Source organism: Janthinobacterium sp. SUN176, from assembly GCF_030587335.1.
Lineage (GTDB): Bacteria > Pseudomonadota > Gammaproteobacteria > Burkholderiales > Burkholderiaceae_D > Janthinobacterium > Janthinobacterium kumbetense.
The window spans coordinates 1,248,570-1,268,003 of record NZ_JAPWIA010000001.1; the positions used below are offsets into that span (position 1 = coordinate 1,248,570).

Annotated in this window: 15 protein-coding genes; 8 read left to right on the top strand and 7 right to left on the bottom strand. The window is 64.7% G+C overall.

Features of this window, described 5'->3' with window-relative positions; genetic code table 11:
* The first annotated feature begins 14 nt into the window (after window positions 1-14).
* Genes O3299_RS05575 through O3299_RS05585 form a run of 3 tightly spaced genes read left to right on the top strand, consistent with a single transcriptional unit; the run spans window position 15 to window position 3,137 of the window.
* The gene (locus O3299_RS05575) at window positions 15-1,346 is read left to right on the top strand and encodes a D-serine ammonia-lyase (protein ID WP_305061716.1); all 1,332 of its coding nucleotides are present in this window, start codon (window positions 15-17) and stop codon (window positions 1,344-1,346) included.
* Window positions 1,346-2,281, top strand: coding sequence for a DNA-binding transcriptional regulator DsdC (gene dsdC, locus O3299_RS05580; protein WP_305061717.1), 936 nt, complete (start codon window positions 1,346-1,348; stop codon window positions 2,279-2,281). Before O3299_RS05575 ends, dsdC begins: the two co-directional genes overlap by 1 nt.
* A gap of 43 nt (window positions 2,282-2,324) precedes the next feature.
* Window positions 2,325-3,137, top strand: coding sequence for a ferritin-like domain-containing protein (locus O3299_RS05585; RefSeq protein WP_305061718.1), 813 nt, complete (start codon window positions 2,325-2,327; stop codon window positions 3,135-3,137).
* Between the two features lie 26 nt (window positions 3,138-3,163).
* Here O3299_RS05585 and O3299_RS05590 read toward each other — a convergent pair whose 3' ends face one another.
* Entirely contained in the window at window positions 3,164-6,580 is a 3,417-nt protein-coding gene (locus O3299_RS05590; RefSeq protein WP_305061719.1) for a hypothetical protein, read from the bottom strand.
* Window positions 6,581-6,844: 264 nt separating this feature from the next.
* On the opposite strand from O3299_RS05590, the gene O3299_RS05595 reads away from it, so the two are divergent.
* The gene (locus O3299_RS05595; protein ID WP_305051774.1) at window positions 6,845-7,075 is read left to right on the top strand and encodes a hypothetical protein; all 231 of its coding nucleotides are present in this window, start codon (window positions 6,845-6,847) and stop codon (window positions 7,073-7,075) included.
* A gap of 5 nt (window positions 7,076-7,080) precedes the next feature.
* Here O3299_RS05595 and O3299_RS05600 read toward each other — a convergent pair whose 3' ends face one another.
* Window positions 7,081-8,130: a DNA topoisomerase IB gene (locus O3299_RS05600; RefSeq protein WP_305061720.1), complete on the bottom strand. Its 1,050-nt coding sequence runs from the start codon at window positions 8,128-8,130 to the stop codon at window positions 7,081-7,083.
* A gap of 92 nt (window positions 8,131-8,222) precedes the next feature.
* On the opposite strand from O3299_RS05600, the gene O3299_RS05605 reads away from it, so the two are divergent.
* Window positions 8,223-8,606: a YkvA family protein gene (locus O3299_RS05605; RefSeq protein ID WP_305051776.1), complete on the top strand. Its 384-nt coding sequence runs from the start codon at window positions 8,223-8,225 to the stop codon at window positions 8,604-8,606.
* Here O3299_RS05605 and O3299_RS05610 read toward each other — a convergent pair.
* The 3 genes from O3299_RS05610 to O3299_RS05620 all read right to left on the bottom strand — a co-directional run bounded on the left by O3299_RS05610 (window position 8,603) and on the right by O3299_RS05620 (window position 12,375).
* Window positions 8,603-9,793 (bottom strand): serine hydrolase, encoded by a 1,191-nt coding sequence (locus O3299_RS05610; RefSeq protein ID WP_305061721.1) that lies wholly within the window; start codon window positions 9,791-9,793, stop codon window positions 8,603-8,605. The two genes, O3299_RS05605 and O3299_RS05610, sit on opposite strands and share 4 nt — an antisense overlap.
* Window positions 9,794-9,902: 109 nt before the next feature.
* Window positions 9,903-11,198 (bottom strand): sodium:proton antiporter, encoded by a 1,296-nt coding sequence (locus O3299_RS05615; protein WP_305061722.1) that lies wholly within the window; start codon window positions 11,196-11,198, stop codon window positions 9,903-9,905.
* A gap of 49 nt (window positions 11,199-11,247) precedes the next feature.
* The gene (locus O3299_RS05620) at window positions 11,248-12,375 is read right to left on the bottom strand and encodes a mechanosensitive ion channel family protein (protein ID WP_305051779.1); all 1,128 of its coding nucleotides are present in this window, start codon (window positions 12,373-12,375) and stop codon (window positions 11,248-11,250) included.
* A gap of 258 nt (window positions 12,376-12,633) precedes the next feature.
* Here O3299_RS05620 and O3299_RS05625 point away from each other — a divergent pair, with 258 nt between their 5' ends.
* The 3 genes from O3299_RS05625 to O3299_RS05635 are packed head-to-tail and all read left to right on the top strand — an operon-like array spanning window position 12,634 to window position 17,504.
* Window positions 12,634-14,910, top strand: coding sequence for a trehalose-6-phosphate synthase (locus O3299_RS05625; protein WP_305061723.1), 2,277 nt, complete (start codon window positions 12,634-12,636; stop codon window positions 14,908-14,910).
* Window positions 14,910-15,671, top strand: coding sequence for a trehalose-phosphatase (gene otsB / locus O3299_RS05630; RefSeq protein ID WP_305061724.1), 762 nt, complete (start codon window positions 14,910-14,912; stop codon window positions 15,669-15,671). The genes O3299_RS05625 and otsB overlap by 1 nt, the downstream gene beginning before the upstream one ends.
* A 3-nt stretch (window positions 15,672-15,674) precedes the next feature.
* Window positions 15,675-17,504 (top strand): glycoside hydrolase family 15 protein, encoded by a 1,830-nt coding sequence (locus O3299_RS05635; RefSeq protein ID WP_305061725.1) that lies wholly within the window; start codon window positions 15,675-15,677, stop codon window positions 17,502-17,504.
* A 127-nt stretch (window positions 17,505-17,631) separates the two neighbouring features.
* Here O3299_RS05635 and O3299_RS05640 read toward each other — a convergent pair whose 3' ends face one another.
* Together O3299_RS05640 and O3299_RS05645 are read right to left on the bottom strand one after the other, a co-directional pair.
* On the bottom strand, window positions 17,632-18,345 hold the full coding sequence (locus O3299_RS05640) for a hypothetical protein (RefSeq protein ID WP_251348955.1): 714 nt from the start codon (window positions 18,343-18,345) through the stop codon (window positions 17,632-17,634).
* Between the two features lie 79 nt (window positions 18,346-18,424).
* On the bottom strand, window positions 18,425-19,345 hold the full coding sequence (locus O3299_RS05645) for a LysR family transcriptional regulator (RefSeq protein ID WP_305061726.1): 921 nt from the start codon (window positions 19,343-19,345) through the stop codon (window positions 18,425-18,427).
* Window positions 19,346-19,434: the final 89 nt, after the last annotated feature.

Sequence of the window (19,434 nt, forward strand, 5' to 3'; positions counted from 1 at the left end):
TTCACGAGGTTGCCATGTTGCCCACTTCCGCCATCGCCGCGCTGTGCGAAAAATTTCCCCTGATTACAGAACTGATGGCCTTGCAGCCCTTGAGCTGGTTCAATCCCCGCATTGCGCCGGCGGCCGAGGCCTTGCACGACGTGGGCTTGACGGCGGACGATGTGGCGCAGGCCAGCGCGCGCCTGGCGCGCTTTGCGCCATATCTGGCCAAGGCGTTTCCGGAAACGCAGGCCAGCGGCGGCGTCATCGAGTCGCCCGTCGTGCCGCTGCCCGCCATGCAGGCGGCGCTGGGTTTGGCGTCAGGCATGACGAGCGGTCAGCTATGGCTCAAGCAGGATAGCCATTTGCCCATTTCCGGTTCCATCAAGGCGCGCGGCGGCATCTATGAAGTGCTGAAGCATGCGGAAATGCTGGCGCTCGACGCCGGCTTGCTGAAGGAGGGCGATGATTACGGCGTGCTGGCCAGCGACGCCGTGCGCGCCTTCTTTGGCCAGTATGCGATCGCCGTCGGCTCCACGGGCAATCTGGGCTTGTCGATCGGCATCATGAGCGCGCGCCTGGGCTTTCGCGCCACCGTGCACATGTCCGCCGACGCGCGGCAATGGAAGAAGGACAAGTTGCGCAGCCACGGCGTCACCGTCGTCGAATACGCGACCGACTACAGCGTGGCCGTGGAAGCGGGGCGCAGGCAGGCGGAGAACGACCCGACCTGCCACTTCGTCGACGATGAAAACTCGCACGACCTGTTTCTCGGCTACGCGGTGGCGGGCCAGCGCCTGAAAGCCCAGTTCGCCGCAAGCGGCGTCGCGGTCGATGCGGCCCACCCCCTGTTCGTGTACTTGCCGTGCGGCGTGGGCGGCGGCCCCGGCGGGGTGGCCTTCGGCTTGAAACTGGCCTTTGGCGATGCCGTTCACTGCGTCTTCGTCGAACCGACCCACTCGCCGTGCATGCTGCTGGGCGTGCACACGGGCTTGCACGAGGGAATCAGCGTGCAGGAAATCGGTATCGACAATGTCACGGCCGCCGATGGCCTGGCCGTGGGACGCCCGTCCGGTTTCGTCGGACGCGCCATGCAGCGGCTGATCGACGGCTACGCCACCGTCAGCGATGAAGGACTGTACCGCTTGCTGGCGACGCTTGAGCAAACGCAAGGCTTGCGTTTGGAACCGTCCGCCGTGGCCGGTTTCGCCGGCATCCAGCCCGTCCTGGCCGCGCCGCAATACCAGCAGCACCTGGAAACGGCCACGCATCTGGTGTGGGGCACGGGCGGCAGCATGGTGCCGGAGCAGGAGATGACCGCCTACGTGGCGCGCGGCCGCGCCTTGCTGGCGGCCGGAGCCGCTTGATGCCGGCCGGCGCGCCGATCAGGGCCACGCTTGGGGTCACGCTCACGGCCAGCCAGTTCGCCAACCTGCACACCTTTCTCGTGGCGGCGCGCCATGCCAGTTTCGCGCTGGCCGCGCAGGAACTGGCGCTCACGCCCAGCGCCGTCAGCCACCGCATCGCGCGGCTGGAAGCGGGGCTGGGTCTGCGCTTGTTCGAACGCCTGACGCGCCAGGTCAGACTGACGCAAGACGGCGAGCGCATCTTCGCGGCCCTGCAAACGGGCTGGGACAGCCTGCATGCGGCCCTTGCCGGCGGCGATGCGCTGGCGGGCAGCGTCACCGTGCATGCGCGCCCGTCGGTCGCGCAATGCTGGCTGGTGCGGCGCCTGGCGGGCTTCGCTGCACAGTATCCGGACGTGTCGATCGACTTGCGTGTGGGCAATGACGCCGTCGACTTTCGCGCCGGCCAGGTCGACCTGGCCTTGCACTATGGCGACGGCCACTTTCCCGGCCTCGTATCGCGCAAGCTGATGGATGAATGGCTGGCGCCCGTCTGCAGCCCGCAGTATGCGCGCGAGCACGGCTTGCTCGATGCGCCACACAACTTGCCTGGCGCGACGGTGCTGCACGACACCCTGGCCTGGCCCGCCTGCGCGCCCGATGCCGAGTGGCGCCTGTGGCTGGACGGGCAGGCATCCGGCGTGAACTTGCCCGCGCGCAGCCTGCGCTTCGACCGCGCCGACCTGTGCGCGCAGGCGGCCATCCACCACGCGGGCGTGGCCATGGGCCGGCGCCAGCTGGTGCAGCCGTGGCTGGTCAGCGGCCAGCTGATCCTGCCGTTTGGCGGATTCAACTTGGCCAGCCCGCAGGCGTATTACCTCGTGCACGCCGCGCGCACACCGCTGCCAGCCAGAGTGCAGGCGCTGTCCGACTGGCTCGTGGGGCAGGCAATTTGATACACTGCGCGCCTTGTTGAAGAACCTGCCCGGAAGAACCGCCATGCCACTGCCCCCATCGACCTCCACCGCGCCAGCGGAATTGCGCACGTTTGCGCTCGCTTGCCTGCTCGAACCGGACCCGGCGACGAAGGTGGCGATGGTGGCGGCCATGGCCGCAGCCGGGCTGGCGCTGGACGTCAAGGCGCCGCTGGCGCCATCCGGCGCCGTGCCGGGCCGGCCCGCGCGTCCGGAACTGGTGCCGCCGCGCCTGGTGGGACGGCGCTCGATGATCACGCCGGAAGGACGCGCCATGCTCGTTCACGCTTTGGCGCACATCGAATTCAATGCGATGAACCTGGCACTCGACGCCTTGTGGCGCTTCCCTGATTTGCCGGCCGAGTACTACACGGACTGGCTGCGCGTGGCGAAAGAGGAAGCGACGCATTTCGCCATGCTGCAGGCGCACCTGCAGGTGCTGGGCCACACGTATGGCGACTTTCCCGGCCACGACAGCCTGTGGGAAATGGTCGACAAGACGCGCGGCGACGTGCTGGCGCGCATGGCGCTGGTGCCGCGGACCCTGGAAGCACGGGGCCTGGACGCGATTCCGCCGCTGCGCGCCAAGCTGGCGCAGGCGGGCGACATGGCCGCCGCCGCCATCCTCGACATCATCCTGCGCGATGAAGTGGGGCACGTCGAGATCGGCAACCGCTGGTACGGCTACCTGTGCGATCAGCGGGGGCTGGAATTGCGCGCCACCTATGCCGAGCTGGCGTTGCGCTACGAAGCGCCCACCCTGCGCGGCCCGTTCAACCTGGAAGCGCGGCGCCGGGCGGGGTTTTCGGAGCTGGAACTGTCCGACTTGCCTGCCTGAACACGTCCGGGCCGCAGCTCGGCTGTTCAAGGATGGGCCGTCATGCTCAGATGCCAGTGGTGCAAGTGGGACGGGTCGATGCTCACCTTGAGGGGTTTGGTCCACACCGGCACGCCCGGTATCCGCGCGTGCGGCGGGCTGGCGAAACAGCCGTCGATGAGGGCCAGCTTGATGAAGCGGTGGCCGATGTAGACGACGCGCGTGCTGGCGGCGCCCGCTTCCAGGGTCAGCATGGCCCGGTTGGCCGTGATCCACGCGCCCAGCCTGGCCAGTTTCGGCTTTTTCGGCAAGCCGGCCGCCACTTCCGCTTCCGCATCGTTGATCAGCTGCAAAATGGCGGCGCCATTGCCCAGGCCGCCCAGCTCGTCCGAGTAGCCGCCCGCGCCATCCGCGTAGCGCATGTCGATCTGCTGCCCATCGCTGTGGCCGTCGTGGTCGAGGATGGAGCGGCCTGACGCCTCCTGTGTCACGTGCTGGCCGCTGATATCGTTGAAACGGTAGGGTTTTCCCGCCAGCCAGGCGATGGTCAGGCGCGTGGCCCACGAGTCGCCGCCGTCATCGCGCGGCCCGTAGCGCCGCTTCGCCAGCGCCGCTTCGTTGTGGGCAAGATACAGCGGGATGAACGCCGTGTCGCCCTTGAGCTCCACCTGCCCCCCTTCCGCGGGGTCCGACACGGCGTTGGCATTGCCGACGCGTCCCTTCATGCGGACGGTGAGCACGGCTTTCCTGTCGATTTTCGGCCCCGGGAAGTCGGGCAGCTTCAGGCGCGGGAAGGTGATCCTGTCCTTGCCGCGGATGTTGGCCTGGTCGAGCAGATTGACCGTGCTGAAGGCGGGGTTGGCGCCATCGGCCGACATGCCGATATTCACTTCGGTCAAGTTGACCCGCTCCGGCGAATAGCGCACTTCCAGGGAGATGGTGTGCCGGTCGGGCGTGTTCTGCGGCACGGACACGTAGGGGCCGGGGAGGTTGTGCGTGAGATTGCGCGGCTGCAGCACGGGATGCAGGTCCGCATTGATGGGGAACAAGCGCGCCCGCGTGATCTTCAAGCCCTTGCAGGCCAGGCTCAGTTCCACCGTGGTGAGCGTGGCCAGCAGGCTGTCGCCGATATTCGTGGCGCTGACGGCGCCCGTGATGACGAGCGGCCCCGCCCTGGTTTGCTGGCTGACATCCACGCATTCCGTCCTGACGGTAGTACCCTGCGTGAAGTGCGACTGGTTGACGGCGCCCATGCTTGCCAGGTCGACGCCCGGCAAGCCGACCACGACGTAGGACCAGGTGTCGTTGTACTGGCTTTGCTGGGTCGTGTAGGTGGGATATTCCGCCGTCCTGACGGTGATTTTTACGCCCACGTCCTGCGTGCCTTTCGGTACCGTGTAGCTGAAGGGACGCACGACGGTCTGGTTTTGCGGGCCGGCCGTGGCGGTGAAGGACTGGGTGTTGTCCTCGTCCTGCGGCGTGGCCGGCGCCGGCGCGGCCATGGCCTGCGCCGCTTGCCGCACCGGCGGCGCGGCGCCATCCTGCGTCACGGCTGCGGCGGTCCATGGCGCCGTCGCCGCCTGCAAGCCGGGGCCGGCGGCATACGGGTAGGTGATGTTGACGTTGACGATGGTGCTGGTGGGGAAGATGGCCGTGCTGATGCCGACGACATTCGGATGGTCGAGGTCGTTCAGGGTCAGCTGGTAGGTGTCGGGAATGACGCCGTCGAAATGGAAGGCGCCCGCTGCGTCGATCACGGCCACGCGGCGCAGGTGGAAGTTATAGCCAGTGAGCAAGATTTTCTTGCCGGCCAGGCCGCTGGCGTTGCCGCCTGCCGGCGTGCGCATCTGGCCCTGCAGCACGGTGGCGGCCTTGATGACGGTGAGCGCGTACGACACGGCAAATTCGCCATCCTGCGTGACAAAATTCAGGTGCAGCTGCAGCGCGCCGGCCGGCAGCACGTTCAGCAGTTGCTGCATGGCCGTGGCGCTGATGCTGAAGCTGCCCGTGTCCGCATGAAAGACCCAGTAGGAATGGATGGCCACCGTCGCGCCGCTCTGCGCCGCCAGGAAGCCGCCGCTGTCGTTGCGCAGGTTCATCGGCGCCACGCCCTCGAGGCGGAAGGAGAGGCCGCCGGGCTGCAGCGTATTGTTCTGCCCCAGGCCGCCGATGGCCAGCTTCGGCGGCGCGGGCGGCAGCGAGCCGTTCTCGAGCGGCTCGACATACACTTGCAGGGCGGTCGGCAGCTCGCTCTGGATCAGCAGCTCGAGGGTGGTGACGATGTTGCCCTTGGTGACAAAAAACTGCGCGTGCTGGTCTTCGCCCGTGTCGCCCGGGGTGGAAAAGCGCAGGCTGCCATCTTTCAGCAGCACGTCCGTCACGGCGCCGCTGACCGCGACCTTGTCGGCGCCGGCGGGAAAGCCCAGTTCGGCCAGCGGCAGGCTGACCACCTGTGCCGGTCGCACGGGGTCGAGCGCCACGCTGGCGCCGGACGTGATGTTCCACGCCAGGCCGCCAAGCTCGAATGGACGCGTGCGGTCGATGCGCAGGGTGATGGTGTCGTCGGGAGTGACCGTCGCGCCCGCGTCCATGCCGCCGGCCAGCACGCTGTCGTCCACGATGCTGGCGCCGGCGGGCACGCTGGCCAGGACGGCGCGCACGTTGCTTGCCGCTTCGCTGCCATTGTTGCGGATGCTGATGCGGAACGTGTATTCGTAGATGCGGCGGTTGATGCGCTGTTCGCCCACCTTGCGCAGTGCCGTCACCGTGAAGGGGCCGGCAGCCTGGCCGGCGTCCGCGCTGGCCTCCAGAGGCGCAGCCGTGTCCGGCCCCAGCGTATCCGCATCCGCCGCCAGCATGACTTTCGGCGTAGGCGGCTGCGTCGGATCGTTCGAACCGCCGCACGCGCACAGGCTCAGCGCCAGCAATGAGGCCAGCGCGGCGGCGGCCAGCTGCCGGCGCCGCAGGCACAGCATGGCCAGCACGCCGGCCAGCAGCAGCCAGGGCGTGGAGGGCAGGGTGATGGCGGCCGGCTGCGTGCTGCCGGAGTCGAGTTCGATGAAGGAAACGGGGTCGAGGATGGAAAACGGCTGGGCGCCGGGGCTGCCCGCGCCCAGGTAGTCGAAGGTGACGGAAAAGCCCGTGGCCGTGGCGCCGGGATTGATGCCGCCGGCCAGCGCCAGCGCGTCGAGGTAGCCGCTGGCGGGGATGGCGGGATCGGGCTGCACCAGCAGCACGTCCCAGCCGGGCGCCGTGGAAACGTTGTGCAGGTTGGCGTACTGGCCCACGTTGAAGAACAAGGTGAATTCCCCGATGGGCACGCCCAGGGTGGTATTGCTGACGGTATAGTCGTAGCGCCACTGCGTGCCACCCAGCGCGGTTGCCGTGTAGCCGATGTGGGTGGCGTGCGCGGCGGACATGGCGCACAGCAGCAGCGCCAGCAGCGCCTGTTTGATAAAACCCATGATCGTTCCCCCGTTGACTGGCGCCAAGCGTGCCCAGGCAAGAGGTCAAGCAGGAAGCGTTCCCGTACAAAATATGCTGTAAAAACAAGGGCTTGGTTGAGGCGGGGTGGCGCCGGTGTCAAATCCGCCGACACGGATTTTTATGGCTGAGCCTGTCAGCGCTATCCTACTTATCTTGTCGAAACTGTCTGATTGTATGCCTTGCGGAAACACGCGATGATGATGTTCATGCTGCAACAGCCAACCAGTCCGACGGAGTATGCGATGCAAAAGCCAGTCCAGTCCATCCACGTGAACAAGCCGTTCCTGCTGATCTGCCTGTTTACTTTCTCGACCCTGGCGGCCACCTTGATGAATACGGACGAGGCGCGGACGGACGATGCCGCCCCGGCGCCCGTGGCGCGCGATGCAGGCCACGGCGCCTTGCCCGTCTGCCGCAGCGACGCCCTCACACTGTCGGCCCAGTGCCAGCCCCAGCCGGCCCGCCAGGCTTGATGGGGTCAGGCCTGCAGCCGCTGCTGCAGCAAGGCCAGCACGGCCGCTTCTTCCGGCGCCAGCGCCTGTAAGCCATCCTGTAATTGCTGCCGCGCCCGCGCGCGCATGCCTTCCCATAAGCTGCCATCCAGATACGATTCCAGCACGGCCGGGTGCACATAGCACTTGCGGCAGATCGTCGGCGTGTTGCCCAGTTTTTTTGCCACCGACTCGATCGCCTGCACGATGTTTTTCTTCGCTTGCGCCTCGGAATCAACCTGTTCGAACGCCTGCAGGGCCAGCGCGGCCAGTAGGGTGCCGGACCAGGTGCGGAAATCCTTGGCCGTGTAGTCTTCGCCCGTCACTTCGCGCAGGTAATCGTTGACGTCGCCCGAATCGACGCCGTGGCGCGCGCCATCTTCATCGATATATTGAAACAGTTCCTGCCCCGGTAGCTCGCGCATGCGCTGCAGCACCCTGGCCAGGCGCCGGTCGCTCAGGCGGATATCGTGGCGCACGCCGCTCTTGCCCTTGAAGCGGAAGGCCACGGCGCTGCCGTCGAGCTGCACGTGGCGCGTGCGCAGGGTCGTCAGGCCAAATGATTTATTGGTGCGCGCATATTCTTCGTTGCCGATGCGCATCATCGTCAATTCCAGCAAGTGCACGATGGTGGCCAGCACTTTTTCACGGGGCAAGCCGGGCAGCTGCATGCCGCGCGCGACGGCGGCGCGGATGGCGGGCAGGGCGCGGCCAAAGCTGAGCATGCGCTCGTACTTCACTTCATCGCGCACCTGGCGCCAGCGCGCATGGTAGCGGTATTGCTTGCGGCCCCGCGCATCGCGCCCCGTCGCCTGCAGGTGTCCCGTCGCGTGCGGGCAGATCCACACGTCCGTCCAGGCGGGCGGTATGGCCAGTGCCTTGATGCGCGTCAAGGCGGCGGCATCGCGCAGGAACTGGCCGTCCCCGTCGCGGTAGCGGAATTTGCCGGGCTTGCCCAGGCGGGCGATGCCGCGCTGGTGGTCGCCCGTGTAGCGCAGGCCGGCGGCGCGGGCCGTGGTGGTGGCGGATATTTCCATGACGCTAGCTTACCTTGCACGCCGCGCGCCCGGCGCGCCGTTATGCTAAGGTGCGCATTCGTAACGCCGTGCGCGGCAGACAGGAGCAGCAGATGTTTGGCAGAAAAAAGAATCTGGAAGAAGACCACGCCCCCCAGGCCGACAAGCAGTATGAAAAGAAATACACGGATGACAGCTTCTGGGACAAGGTCGTCAAGTTTGCCAGGACGGCGGGGCGCGAAGTCATCGAAAAAGCCCTGTGGCTGTACTACGCGGCGCAGCAGCCGAACACCCCCCTGTGGGCCAAGACGGCCATCTACGGCGCGCTCGGCTATTTCATTTCGCCCATCGACGCGATTCCCGACATCACGCCCGTCGTCGGCTATGCGGATGACCTGGCCGTGCTGGCGGCGGCCGTCGCCACGGTCGCCACCTACATCACGGCCGACGTCAAGGAACGGGCCGCCGAGAAACTGCGCGGCTGGTTCGGCGCCTAGGCTTTCTTTGCCGCCGGCGCGCCGCTGCCGCCATGGGCCAGCAGGCGCAGCACGACTTCTTTCTGGAATGAACGAAATTCCTTGTCCGCGCTGACGTTGGCAAAGGCCAGCACGGCCGTCTTGCTGGCACGGTCGACGCAGACGACGGACGCGGCGCCCGGGTCGCCGCCGCTGTGCGTGGCCAGCGGCTTGCCGTCGACGTCGCGCAGCAGCCACACCAAGGCCTGGCGCACGGATGAATCGGCGGGCACGACGGGGGCCGCTTGCGGGGCGAAAAACAGTTGCAGGGTGGCGTCCTGCAGGTAGCGGTGGCCATCGACCCGGCCGCCATTGCTGAAAATGGCCAGGAAGCGGGCGAAGTCATGCGCCGAGCTGCGCAGCAGTCCGGCCGGCCAGTCCGGATAGCCGACGGGCGGCAGCACTTGCAGGCCCGGCTCCTTGTGCACATACGGCTGGGCGACGACGGCGCGCCGCGGCAAGCCGGCCAGGCTCCACGCCGTATGGTCCATGCCCAGCGGTTCGAACAGGTGCTCGTGCGTAAAGGCGTCGAGGCCATCGGGATTCAAGCGGCCCACCAGATAGCCGAGCAGGGCGATGCCGACATTGCTGTAGCGCCATTCCGTGCCGGGCCGTGCCGCAAACGACACATCCGCGTCGTACCAGGCGCCGCCGCGCGACAGATAGCCCTTGACGAAGTCGCGCAGCGGTAATCGCGGGTCGCCCTGCACGGCAAACGCCGTCGTCTTTTCGTACACGGCGTCGGAAATGCCCGAGGTGTGGCTGAGCAGATGGCGAAAGGTGATGGGCACGTCGGGAAACTTCGGGTGCATGAGCGGGAAGTCCAGGTAGGCCGCCACCTTGTCGTCCAGCTGGAAGGCGCCCTGTTCCAGCAGCATCATGACGGCCGCGGCCGTGACAAGCTTGCTGACGGACGCGACATGGAACACCGTGCTGGCATCGGCCTTCTTGCCGGCCTGGATGTCGGCCCAGCCATAGCCGCGCGCGAAGATGGTCTGTTCGCCGCGCACCACGGCCACGCCCATGCCCGGCGTTTCCGTGCGGGCCAGTCCATCGCGCATGAAGCCGTCAAATTCCGTTTCCCACGCCAGCCTGGCCGGATCGGTGGCGCAGCCCGTTTGCAGCAGGGCCAGTGAGACGCCCAGTCCCAGCACGCTTCGTCGTTTCATTGATTCTCTCTTTTGCCATTTTTAATTATCTTAACAACATTTCCGCCCGACATAGGGGCGATTGACAAAACATTGCTTTGAACCAATGACAAAGTGGGCCGACTGGTGCCTATTTGCGCCAATAGCGTTCCAGCAGGGGCTTGACCGTTAAGCCGTGCGCGACGATGGACAGGATGACGACGACCAGGGTGATGTCGGCCAGGTCGCGCGCCAGCCCGCGCGGCAAGCCATGCGCGATGGCATAGCTGAGGTAGTACAGCGAGCCGATGCCGCGCACGCCGAACCAGGCGGCCAGCCCGCGCAGGCGCACGCTGGTGCCCGAAGCGAGCAAGCCGAGCATCACGCTGGCCGGGCGCGCCACCAGCAGCAGGAACAGCGCCACGCTCCACGCCTGCCAGCGCCAGGCGGCGGCCGTGACGGCGCCGCCCAGCAACAGCACCAGGGTCAGTTCGGACAGGCGTTCCAGGTGTTCCTTGAAGACGAGCGATTCGCCGCTGACGGTCAGCGTCACCTCGCCGTCGTGCGGCCTGGCGGCGGACGCGGCGTGGGTTTCCCGCGCTTGCAGCAAGCCTTGCCGGTCTTTCGGCGCGCCGGCCAGCCGCAGTTCCGTCTGGCGCAGGGCCACGCCGGCAAAGAACACGGCCAAGAAGCCCCACGCGTGCAGCCAGGTGGCCACGCCGTACACGCAGGCGATCAAGCCCAGGGCCGCCAGGTCGTCCAGCATCGCGTGTTTCGGTTCCTTGGCGCGCACTTGCCAGGCCAGCCAGGCCAGCAGCGCGCCGCCGGCCGCACCCAGGGCGATGGCGCCCGCGCTGGCCCAGAGCAAATCGCGCCACAGCCAGGTGGCGCCATGGGGACCCAGCTCATGCAAGCCCAGCAAACCGAGGCCCAGCATGACGAAAGGAAAGCCGCTGCCATCGTTCATGCCCGCTTCGCTGGTCAGGATGAAGCGCAATTGCTCGCTGTCGCCCGCATGGCGCAGCTGCACGTCCGTGGCCAGCACGGGATCGGTGGGCGCGAGGATGGCGCCCAGCAGCACGCCCGCGCCCAGGGGCAGGCCCAGCACCAGGCATGCAAAGGCCGCCACCAGGGCCACGGAAATGGCCATCGATAGCCACGCCAGGCGCAGCGACGGCAGCCAGCGCGCCAGGCTGAACGGCACGGGCATCTTGACGCCGGCGGAAAACAGGGAGATGAGGACGGCGATTTCCGTCAGGGTTTCCAGCAGGGGCGCCTGCCGCACCAGGTCGAAGGCAAACAGGCCGAGGAACATGGGGCCCAGCAGCAGGCCCACGCCCAGGTAAGCCATGGCCGAGGTCAAGGGCAGGCGCGCGATGCCGTCGGCGCCCAGGCCACGCGCCAGCATCAGGCAGCCGATCAGGATGAACCAGGCGGTGGTGCTCATGCGTCTTATTCTAGCGGCGCGCGGGGAAGGGCAGCGCGCCGCAGGTTTTTCAAGCCTTGTGCTGCGCCTTGTACAGCGACACGCTGTCGTTCTGCGCCTGCATGGCGTGCAGCTCGATGGGGTCGTGCGTGGAGCGCAAGCGGGGCAAGCCGTGCGGATAATTAGCCGTGATAAAGGCCAGCATCTGCTCGCGCACGATGCAGCGCAGCTCGAAAGCGAGGCCCGAATCTGCCGCACTGACGAGGAAGCGCACGCGCACGGCCCGCTCGTTCGAATCCGTCGCCTGCACGGTGCAGACGCGGCCATCCCATTGCGCGGCGGACTCGCAGATGCGCGTCAGTTCCGCGCGCAGCGGTTCGAGCGGGATGCTGAAATCGAGCCACAGGAACACCGTGCCCAGCAGGGTGGACGAGCTGTGCGTCCAGTTCTCGAACGGATTTTCTATGAACCATTGCAGCGGCACGATCAGGCGGCGCTCGTCCCACACGCGCACGACCACATACGTGCCCTTGATTTCCTCGACCTTGCCCCATTCGCCATTGACGATCAGCACGTCGTCGATGCGGATGGGTTGCGAAAACGCAATTTGCAGCCCAGCAATGAAATTGCCGAGCACGGGACGGGCGGCGATACCGGCCACCAGGCCCGCCACGCCGGCCGACGCGAGCAGGCTGGCGCCGATCTGCCGCGCGCCGGGCAAGGTCAGCAGCACGAAGGCCAGGCCCAGGATGACGACGATGGCGTGCGCGCTGCGCGTGAGCACGCGGGCTTGCGTGATCAGGCGGCGCGCGCGCAGGTTGTCGGCCACGTCGACGGGGTTGACTTCGGAAATCGTGATGGACAGGGCCTGGATGCATTGCATGGCCAGCCAGGTCAGCGCGATGATCAGCGCCACGCTGGCGAGATGCGACATGGCCAGCAAGCCCGGCGTGTCGTCGGGCGCGCCGGCCAGCACCATGCGCAGGCCGAAGACGATCACGCACAGCTGGCTGGCGCGGAAGGCCACGCGCGTGGCGTTGGTGGTGAACGGGCGGCCATTGGCCAGCCTTTTCAGTAAACCAATGCCGGCCCGGTGCACGCCGATGGCGACCACCGTGACGAGCAGGGCGGAAACGAGCACGGTCAGCGCCGAGCGCAGCGGGCCTCCCATCAGCGAGTGGAACGTGCTGAGATCCATAGGCGAAAACTCCTTGTTTTTAGTGAAATGGATGTCGGAAGCGGTATTTTACGGGCAGATGGCGTAACGGGGGCGTGCGTTGCCGTACGGATAAGACCTGCGTCAAGGTGGATACTGGAAGAAATTGCTGCGCTGCGCCATGCCACGTTGACGTTTCGCTACGGAAAGCAAACGGGCGTCGCCGCAGTGGAAACATAGTCATACTTGCCATGCTTTTTGTTTTTGCAAAGGAAAACGATGATAGTACGATCACTCCGAATGTCCTTGCGCTTCATCCTGCCACTGGCCCTGGTGCTGGGATTGTTTGCTTATATCGTGGTACCCCTGCTCGACAACATCACCCTGCGCTGGTATGTGCGCGACCTCGACAGCCGGGCAGAATTGCTCGCTGGAACCCTCCGGCCCTCGCTCACCGAATACCTGCCAGCGCAAGACGCCACGCGCGTCAAAGAACTGTTCCAGGGCGCCACGCGCGACGAACGCCTGATCGCCATCGGCTTTTGCGACAATGCAGGCCACTTGCTGTACCAGTCCGCGCAATACCCAAGCTCCATCGGCTGCTGGAGCACGCCTCCCACGGGCGGCCTGTACAAATCCCTGGCGCAATTGCCGCAAGGCCAAGTCCACCTCAGCGAAACCCCCGTCATGCAGGATGCGTCCCAGCTGGGACGGCTGGTGCTGGTGCAGGACATGAGCTTTGTCGAGCGCCGCAATACGGATACCAAGCGTTTCATCTTTGCCTTCCTGGCCGTGCTGGCCGTACTGATTTCCCTGATGACCGTGTTCGTGGCCCATTTGAGCTGGCGCGGCTGGCTGTCGGCCGTGAAAGATATTCTGCGGGGCGAATTGTTACCGAAAAGTAATGGGGCCGTGGACGCCGCCGCTCCCGCCGCCGCGCCCGCGCCGCCGCCGGAAATGCAGCCGCTGATCGGCGATTTGCGCGAATTGCTGCAGGAATACCATCTGGAACGCCAGGGCGACAACGGCTGGTCGTCCGACTGGACGCCGGACAAGCTGCGCGCCTTGCTGGAAGCCGATTTGCAGGGAGATCAAGTGCTGGTCGTGTCGAACCGCGAGCCGTATATCCACACGAAAACGGACGATGGCAGCGGCGGCATACGCGTGCAGCGCCCGGCCAGCGGCCTGGTGACGGCCGTGGAAGCCGTGATGCGCGCCTGTTCCGGCACGTGGATCGCGCATGGCGCCGGTTCCGCCGACCGCGAGACGGTGGATAAACTCGACCATGTTCCCGTGCCGCCCGACAATCCCAGCTATACCTTGCGCCGCGTATGGCTGACGGAAGAGGAAGAGCAGGGCTATTATTATGGTTTCGCCAATGAGGGCATGTGGCCGCTGTGCCATATTGCCCACGTGCGCCCCGTGTTCCGCTCGTCCGACTGGGAGCAATACGTGAAGGTCAACCGCCGCTTCGCCGACGCCGTGATCGCCGAAGCGAAGACGGACAATCCTGTCGTGCTGGTGCAGGATTACCACTTTGCCTTGCTGCCGCGCATGGTGCGTGAAGCCTTGCCGAAGGCGACGATCATCACGTTCTGGCATATCCCCTGGCCGAATTCCGAATCGTTCGGCATTTGCCCCTGGCGCGAAGAAATCCTCGACGGCTTGCTGGGCAGCACCATCCTCGGCTTCCACACGCCATTCCACCGCAAGAATTTCCTCGAAACGGTGGACCGCTACCTGGAAACCCGCATCGAGCCGGAAGCGTCGACCATTTCGTATGGCGGCGAGATGACGCAGGTCGAGGATTACCCGATTTCCATCGCCTGGCCCGAGGACGACCCGGCGCAGCCCGACGTGGCCACCTGCCGCGCACAGATCCGCAGCGAGCTGGGCGTGGCCCAAGACCACTTGCTGGGCATCGGCGTGGACCGCCTCGATTACACGAAAGGCATCGTCGAGCGTTTCCAGGCCGTCGAGCGCATGCTGGAACAGCAGCCTGGCATGGTGGGCAATTTTACTTTTGTGCAAATCGCCGCCCCCAGCCGCGCTTCGCTTGATGAATATCAAAGTTTTGACGCCAGGGTGCGCAAGATGGTCGAACGCATCAACCGCCGTTTCGGCAGCGGAGATTATGTGCCCATCCTGCTGAAAGCCGAGCACCACGGCCAGGACGATTTGCAGCGCTATTTCCGCGCCTCGGAAGTGTGCATGGTGACAAGCTTGCATGACGGCATGAATCTGGTGGCCAAGGAATTCATCGCCGCGCGCGACGACGAGCTGGGCGTACTTGTTTTAAGTCAATTCACGGGCGCGGCACGGGAGCTGCACGAAGCGCTGATCATCAACCCGTATCACATCGAGCAGGGCGCGGACGCCCTGTACCGCGCCCTCGTGATGCCGCCCGTGGAACAGCGCGAGCGCATGAAGAGCATGCGGGCCCGCGTGAAACATTTCAATGTGTACCGCTGGGCCGGGCGCATGCTGCTGGACGCGGCCCGTTTGCGCCAGCGCGACAAGGTCATGACCAAGATCGATGCCCACAGCCGCATCAAGCGGCGCAAGGGGATGATCTGATGGTCGAGACCCCTGACGACAGCGCAGCCTTGCTGCAACTGCTGGGTACGCCCGGCACAGCCGTTTTCCTCGACTTCGACGGCACCCTGGTCGACCTGGCGCCCACGCCCGACGGCGTGCGCCTGGAAGCGGGCGTCATTGAGGCGCTGGCGCTGCTGGCCGAACGTCACGGCGGCGCGCTGGCCCTCATTTCCGGGCGTCCCGTGGCGCAGATCGACGCCATGCTGGCGCCATTGGTGTTGCCGGTGGCGGGCGTGCATGGCGTGGAGCGGCGCGGCGCCGATGGCACGTTCAGCGTGGCGGCCACGCCCGACGTGTCGCCCGTGCTGGCGCGCGCGCAGGCGCTGGCGGCGACGTACCCCGGCTTGCTGGTGGAACGCAAGCGGGGCGCCGTGGCCCTGCATTACCGGCTGGCGCCGGAACTCGAGCAACTGTGCATGCAAGAAATGACGGCGGCCGTGCAAGCGTGCCCGGGGGTATTGCTATTGCATGGCAAAATGGTCCTGGAAGCCAAGCCGTCCGCCACGGACAAGGGCGGCGCCATCGCCGCCTTCATGCAGGAAACCCCGTTCGCCGGCCGCCGGCCTGTGTTCGCGGGCGACGACACCACCGATGAGGCAGGCTTTGCCTTTGTTCAACAAGCAGGCGGGCAGGGCGTGAAAGTGGGCAGCGGCCCCAGCGCCGCCACCCTGCGCCTGGCCAGCCCGCGCGCCTTGCGCGCCGCGCTGCTGGCCGCGTCCGTATCCCCTTTCAAGGAGTAGCCGATGACCATATCCCATGAACAAGCTGATGACACCCCCGGCGGCGCGTCCGCGCCAGCGTCCCTCAACTGCGGCGTGGTGGGCAATTGCGCCTTCAGCGCCCTGATCGACCAGGCGGGGCAGGTCGTCTGGTCGTGCCTGCCCCGTTTCGACGGCGATCCCGTCTTCAACCGCTTGCTGGACGACACTGAAAACGGCAGCGTGTGGGCCATCGACATCGAAAACTTCGCGCGCAGCGAGCAAGTCTACGAACCGAATACGGCCGTGCTGCGCACGCGGCTGTACGATACGCAGGGGCGCGGCGTGGAAATCACGGATTTCGCGCCCCGATTCCTCAGCCGCGACCGCATGTTCCGCCCGCTGATGCTGATACGCCGGGTCCGTCCGCTCGACCACGCCGTGCGCATCCGCGTGCGCCTGCGCCCCCGCTACGACTGGGGCAAACTGGCGCCGCAGATCACGCAGGGCAGCCACCACATCCGCTACGTGGGACCGGAACAGACCTTGCGCCTGAACACCGATGTGTCGCTCAACTATGTACTGAGCGAAACGTATTTCGTGCTGGGCGGCACGGCCAACTTCCTGCTGGGGCCTGATGAAACCCTGGCCGGCGGCATCGACGAAACGGCGCGCATCTTCGAAAAGGAAACCATCAATTATTGGCGCACCTACACGCGGCGCCTGGCCGTGCCCCTGGAATGGCAGGACGTGGTGATCCGCGCCGCCATCACATTAAAACTGTCTTTATATGAAGATACGGGCGCCATCATCGCCGCCATGACCACCAGCATCCCGGAAGCGCCCGGCAGCAGCCGCAACTGGGATTACCGCTATTGCTGGCTGCGCGACGCCTTCTTTGTCGTGCGGGCATTGAACAGCCTGTCGGAAGTGGGCACCATGGAGGAATATCTGCGCTGGCTGACGAATATCGTCGCCCGCTCGAAGGGCGGCCACATCCAGCCCCTGTACGGCATCGGCCTGGAAGAGCAGTTGCCCGAATCCATGCTCGACCACTTGCCCGGCTACCGGGGCAACGGCCCCGTGCGCGTCGGCAACCAGGCGCAGGAACACTTCCAGCACGATGTCTACGGCAACATTGTATTAGGCGCGGCGCAGGCCTTCCTCGACCACCGATTGTTCCACCGGGCGGGAAAAGCCGAGTTTGCCGCGCTGGAAGCCGTGGGCGACCAGGCATTCAGATTGCACGCGGAGCCGGACGCGGGCATGTGGGAGCTGCGCACGCGGGCGAGGGTCCACACCTCGTCGATGCTGATGAGCTGGGCCGCCTGCGACCGCCTGGCCAAGGTCGCGCACAAGCTGGGCTTGGACGACCGCGCCGACCACTGGAACAGTCGCGCCGTGCTGATCCGCGAACGCCTGCTGCGCGAAGCGTGGAGCGAGGAGCGCCTAGCCTTCGCGGAAAGCCTGGGCGGACGCGACCTGGACGCCTCCGTGCTCTTGATGGCGGAAGTCAACTTCATCGACCCCATGGACCCCCGTTTCATCGCGACAGTCGACGCGCTGGAGGCATCCTTGTGCGACGGCCCCTACATGCGCCGCTACGAAGCGCCCGACGACTTCGGCAAACCGGAAACAGCCTTCAACATCTGCACCTTCTGGCGCATCGACGCCCTGGCGCGCATCGGCAGGAAAGACGAGGCCCGCAAGATTTTCGAGACCATGCTGCTGGCGCGCAACCACCTGGGTTTGCTGTCGGAAGATACGCATCCCGTGACGGGGGAGATGTGGGGGAATTTCCCGCAGACGTATTCGATGGTGGGTCTCATCAATTGTGCGGTGAGGTTGTCGGCGCCGTGGGATAGCGCGATTTAATAGTGGAAGAATTGGCGATGGGATTAGCTTGACCAAGACAAGGTGCAGCCTATCTCCGTCGTCATCTCAAAAGATGAAGGAACGCAGCCGGATTCATTTATTAAAGTGACTATGTGAACATTGGTGCTTAAACAAGTAACCCGTTTTTTGCCAAAACCTCTGCGTCATGTAACACCTGACTATAAAGGGGCTTATCTAGTTTTGGTGCCACAAGTAGCGTTTCATCCAAACCTTCATCAGTCATTATTTCAAGTACAACCTTTGTGTAGCGAGATACAGGTAACGCATCAATATTCGAGCGCGATAATCGTTCTTCAACGTTTCTTACCAGAAACTGACTATTTATGTCTCGGCGCACCAGCGACAAAGGGATAGCTCCCGTACGAATCGAAAAATCCTCAAATTTCGCTTCTGAAATGTCCAGAGCCCATGGGACGACTGCGTAAAAATTCTTTGCTTTCGAATGATGCGCTTCTTTAATAGTTACATCGGGATTTGAATTTGGAAGGCCGTGCAAAATTAATGGGCTTATTTTTCCTTCAAGCACAACTTGATCGAAGAGGGTACCCCAGCAAATTAACATGTCGCCTGAAAGATCGCATATTCGAGTGGTGTGTATCTCTGCCGGCCCCATCAGGCATTTGGATAGCTTGCAGTCGATTAGTTCACTATTCCTGATCGAATCACGTTTTTTTGAAAATGGAATACTGTTATATCCGAATGCGCAATTTTCAAATTTCCATTTTTCTATAGTTATCCCGGAAATGTCGTATGTGCTGAGGAAGCGACGTCCCTGAGCTTTAATTTTTTTCCCGTAAACCGTGTCTGTGTGCATATGCATTAAAATCAGTATCCTCAGAATATTGAAAAGTAATTAATTTTCTGCTGGTGAATTGGTAGTCAGTTAATATAACGACTTTTCAATTACCGACCTCGTCTCTACGCCCATACAACCTGCATTCCGCCGCCAGCGCCAGCAGATTCGGGTCGCGCTCGCGGCTGCTCAGCATCAGCAGGGTAATCTGCTGGTGCGAGCCGTAGCGGGCGTCCAGGGGCAGCAGTTCGATGCGCGAGCTGAAGGCGCGCACTCTGCCGGGCAGCAGGCTGTAGCCGATGCCGCCGCTCACCAGGTTGATCAGGGAGAAGATGTCGCCCACGCGCATGGCCGTGTCGGGCACAAATCCCGCCAGCTCGAATGCATGGTTGAAGCTTTGCGAGGTGACGAATCCCTCGTTGAGCGTGACGAATTTGTCGTCGCGCAACTGCTGCAAGTCCACGGAAGCGGCCCCGGCATAGGGTGAGGCCAGCGGCGCGGCCAGGAAGATGTCGTCCTGGAACAGGGGCACGGCCACCAGGCCCGCATGCTGTTCGTCTTCCTGGACGCCGACGATGATGGCGTCCAGCCTGCCATCGGCCAGGCTTTGCAGCAGGTCGCGGTTCGAGCCCAGAGTCAGGTCGATGTCCAGGCCCGGCCGGCGCAGCTTCAGGGCGATCACCAGTTGCGGGATGCAGTGCAGGGTCAAGGAATACAGCGAGCCGATCTTCAGGCGCACGGGGTTGATGCCCGACATTTCGCGCACCTTGCGCACGCCTTCCTCGCACTCGGCCAGCGCGCGCCGCGCCGATTCGGCAAAGGTGTAGGCCGCATGCAGGGGGATCAGGCTGCGGCCCTCGCGCTTGAACAGGGGGCAGCGCAAGCCGTCTTCCAGCGAATGCAGGGCGCGGTGCACGCTGACGGTGCTCTGGCCCAGCGCATCGGCCACCCGCGCCAGGTTGTTCAATTCCATAAAGCTGAGAAACACTTCCAGCTTTTTCAAGGTGATTTCTTCGTTGATGGCCATGGCTAGCCTCTTTTATGGCAGTTCATTAACTTCAGGGTAATGAACATGGTAGCAGGTTGATTGTCGCGGTTGCGCTTTCGTTCTATCGT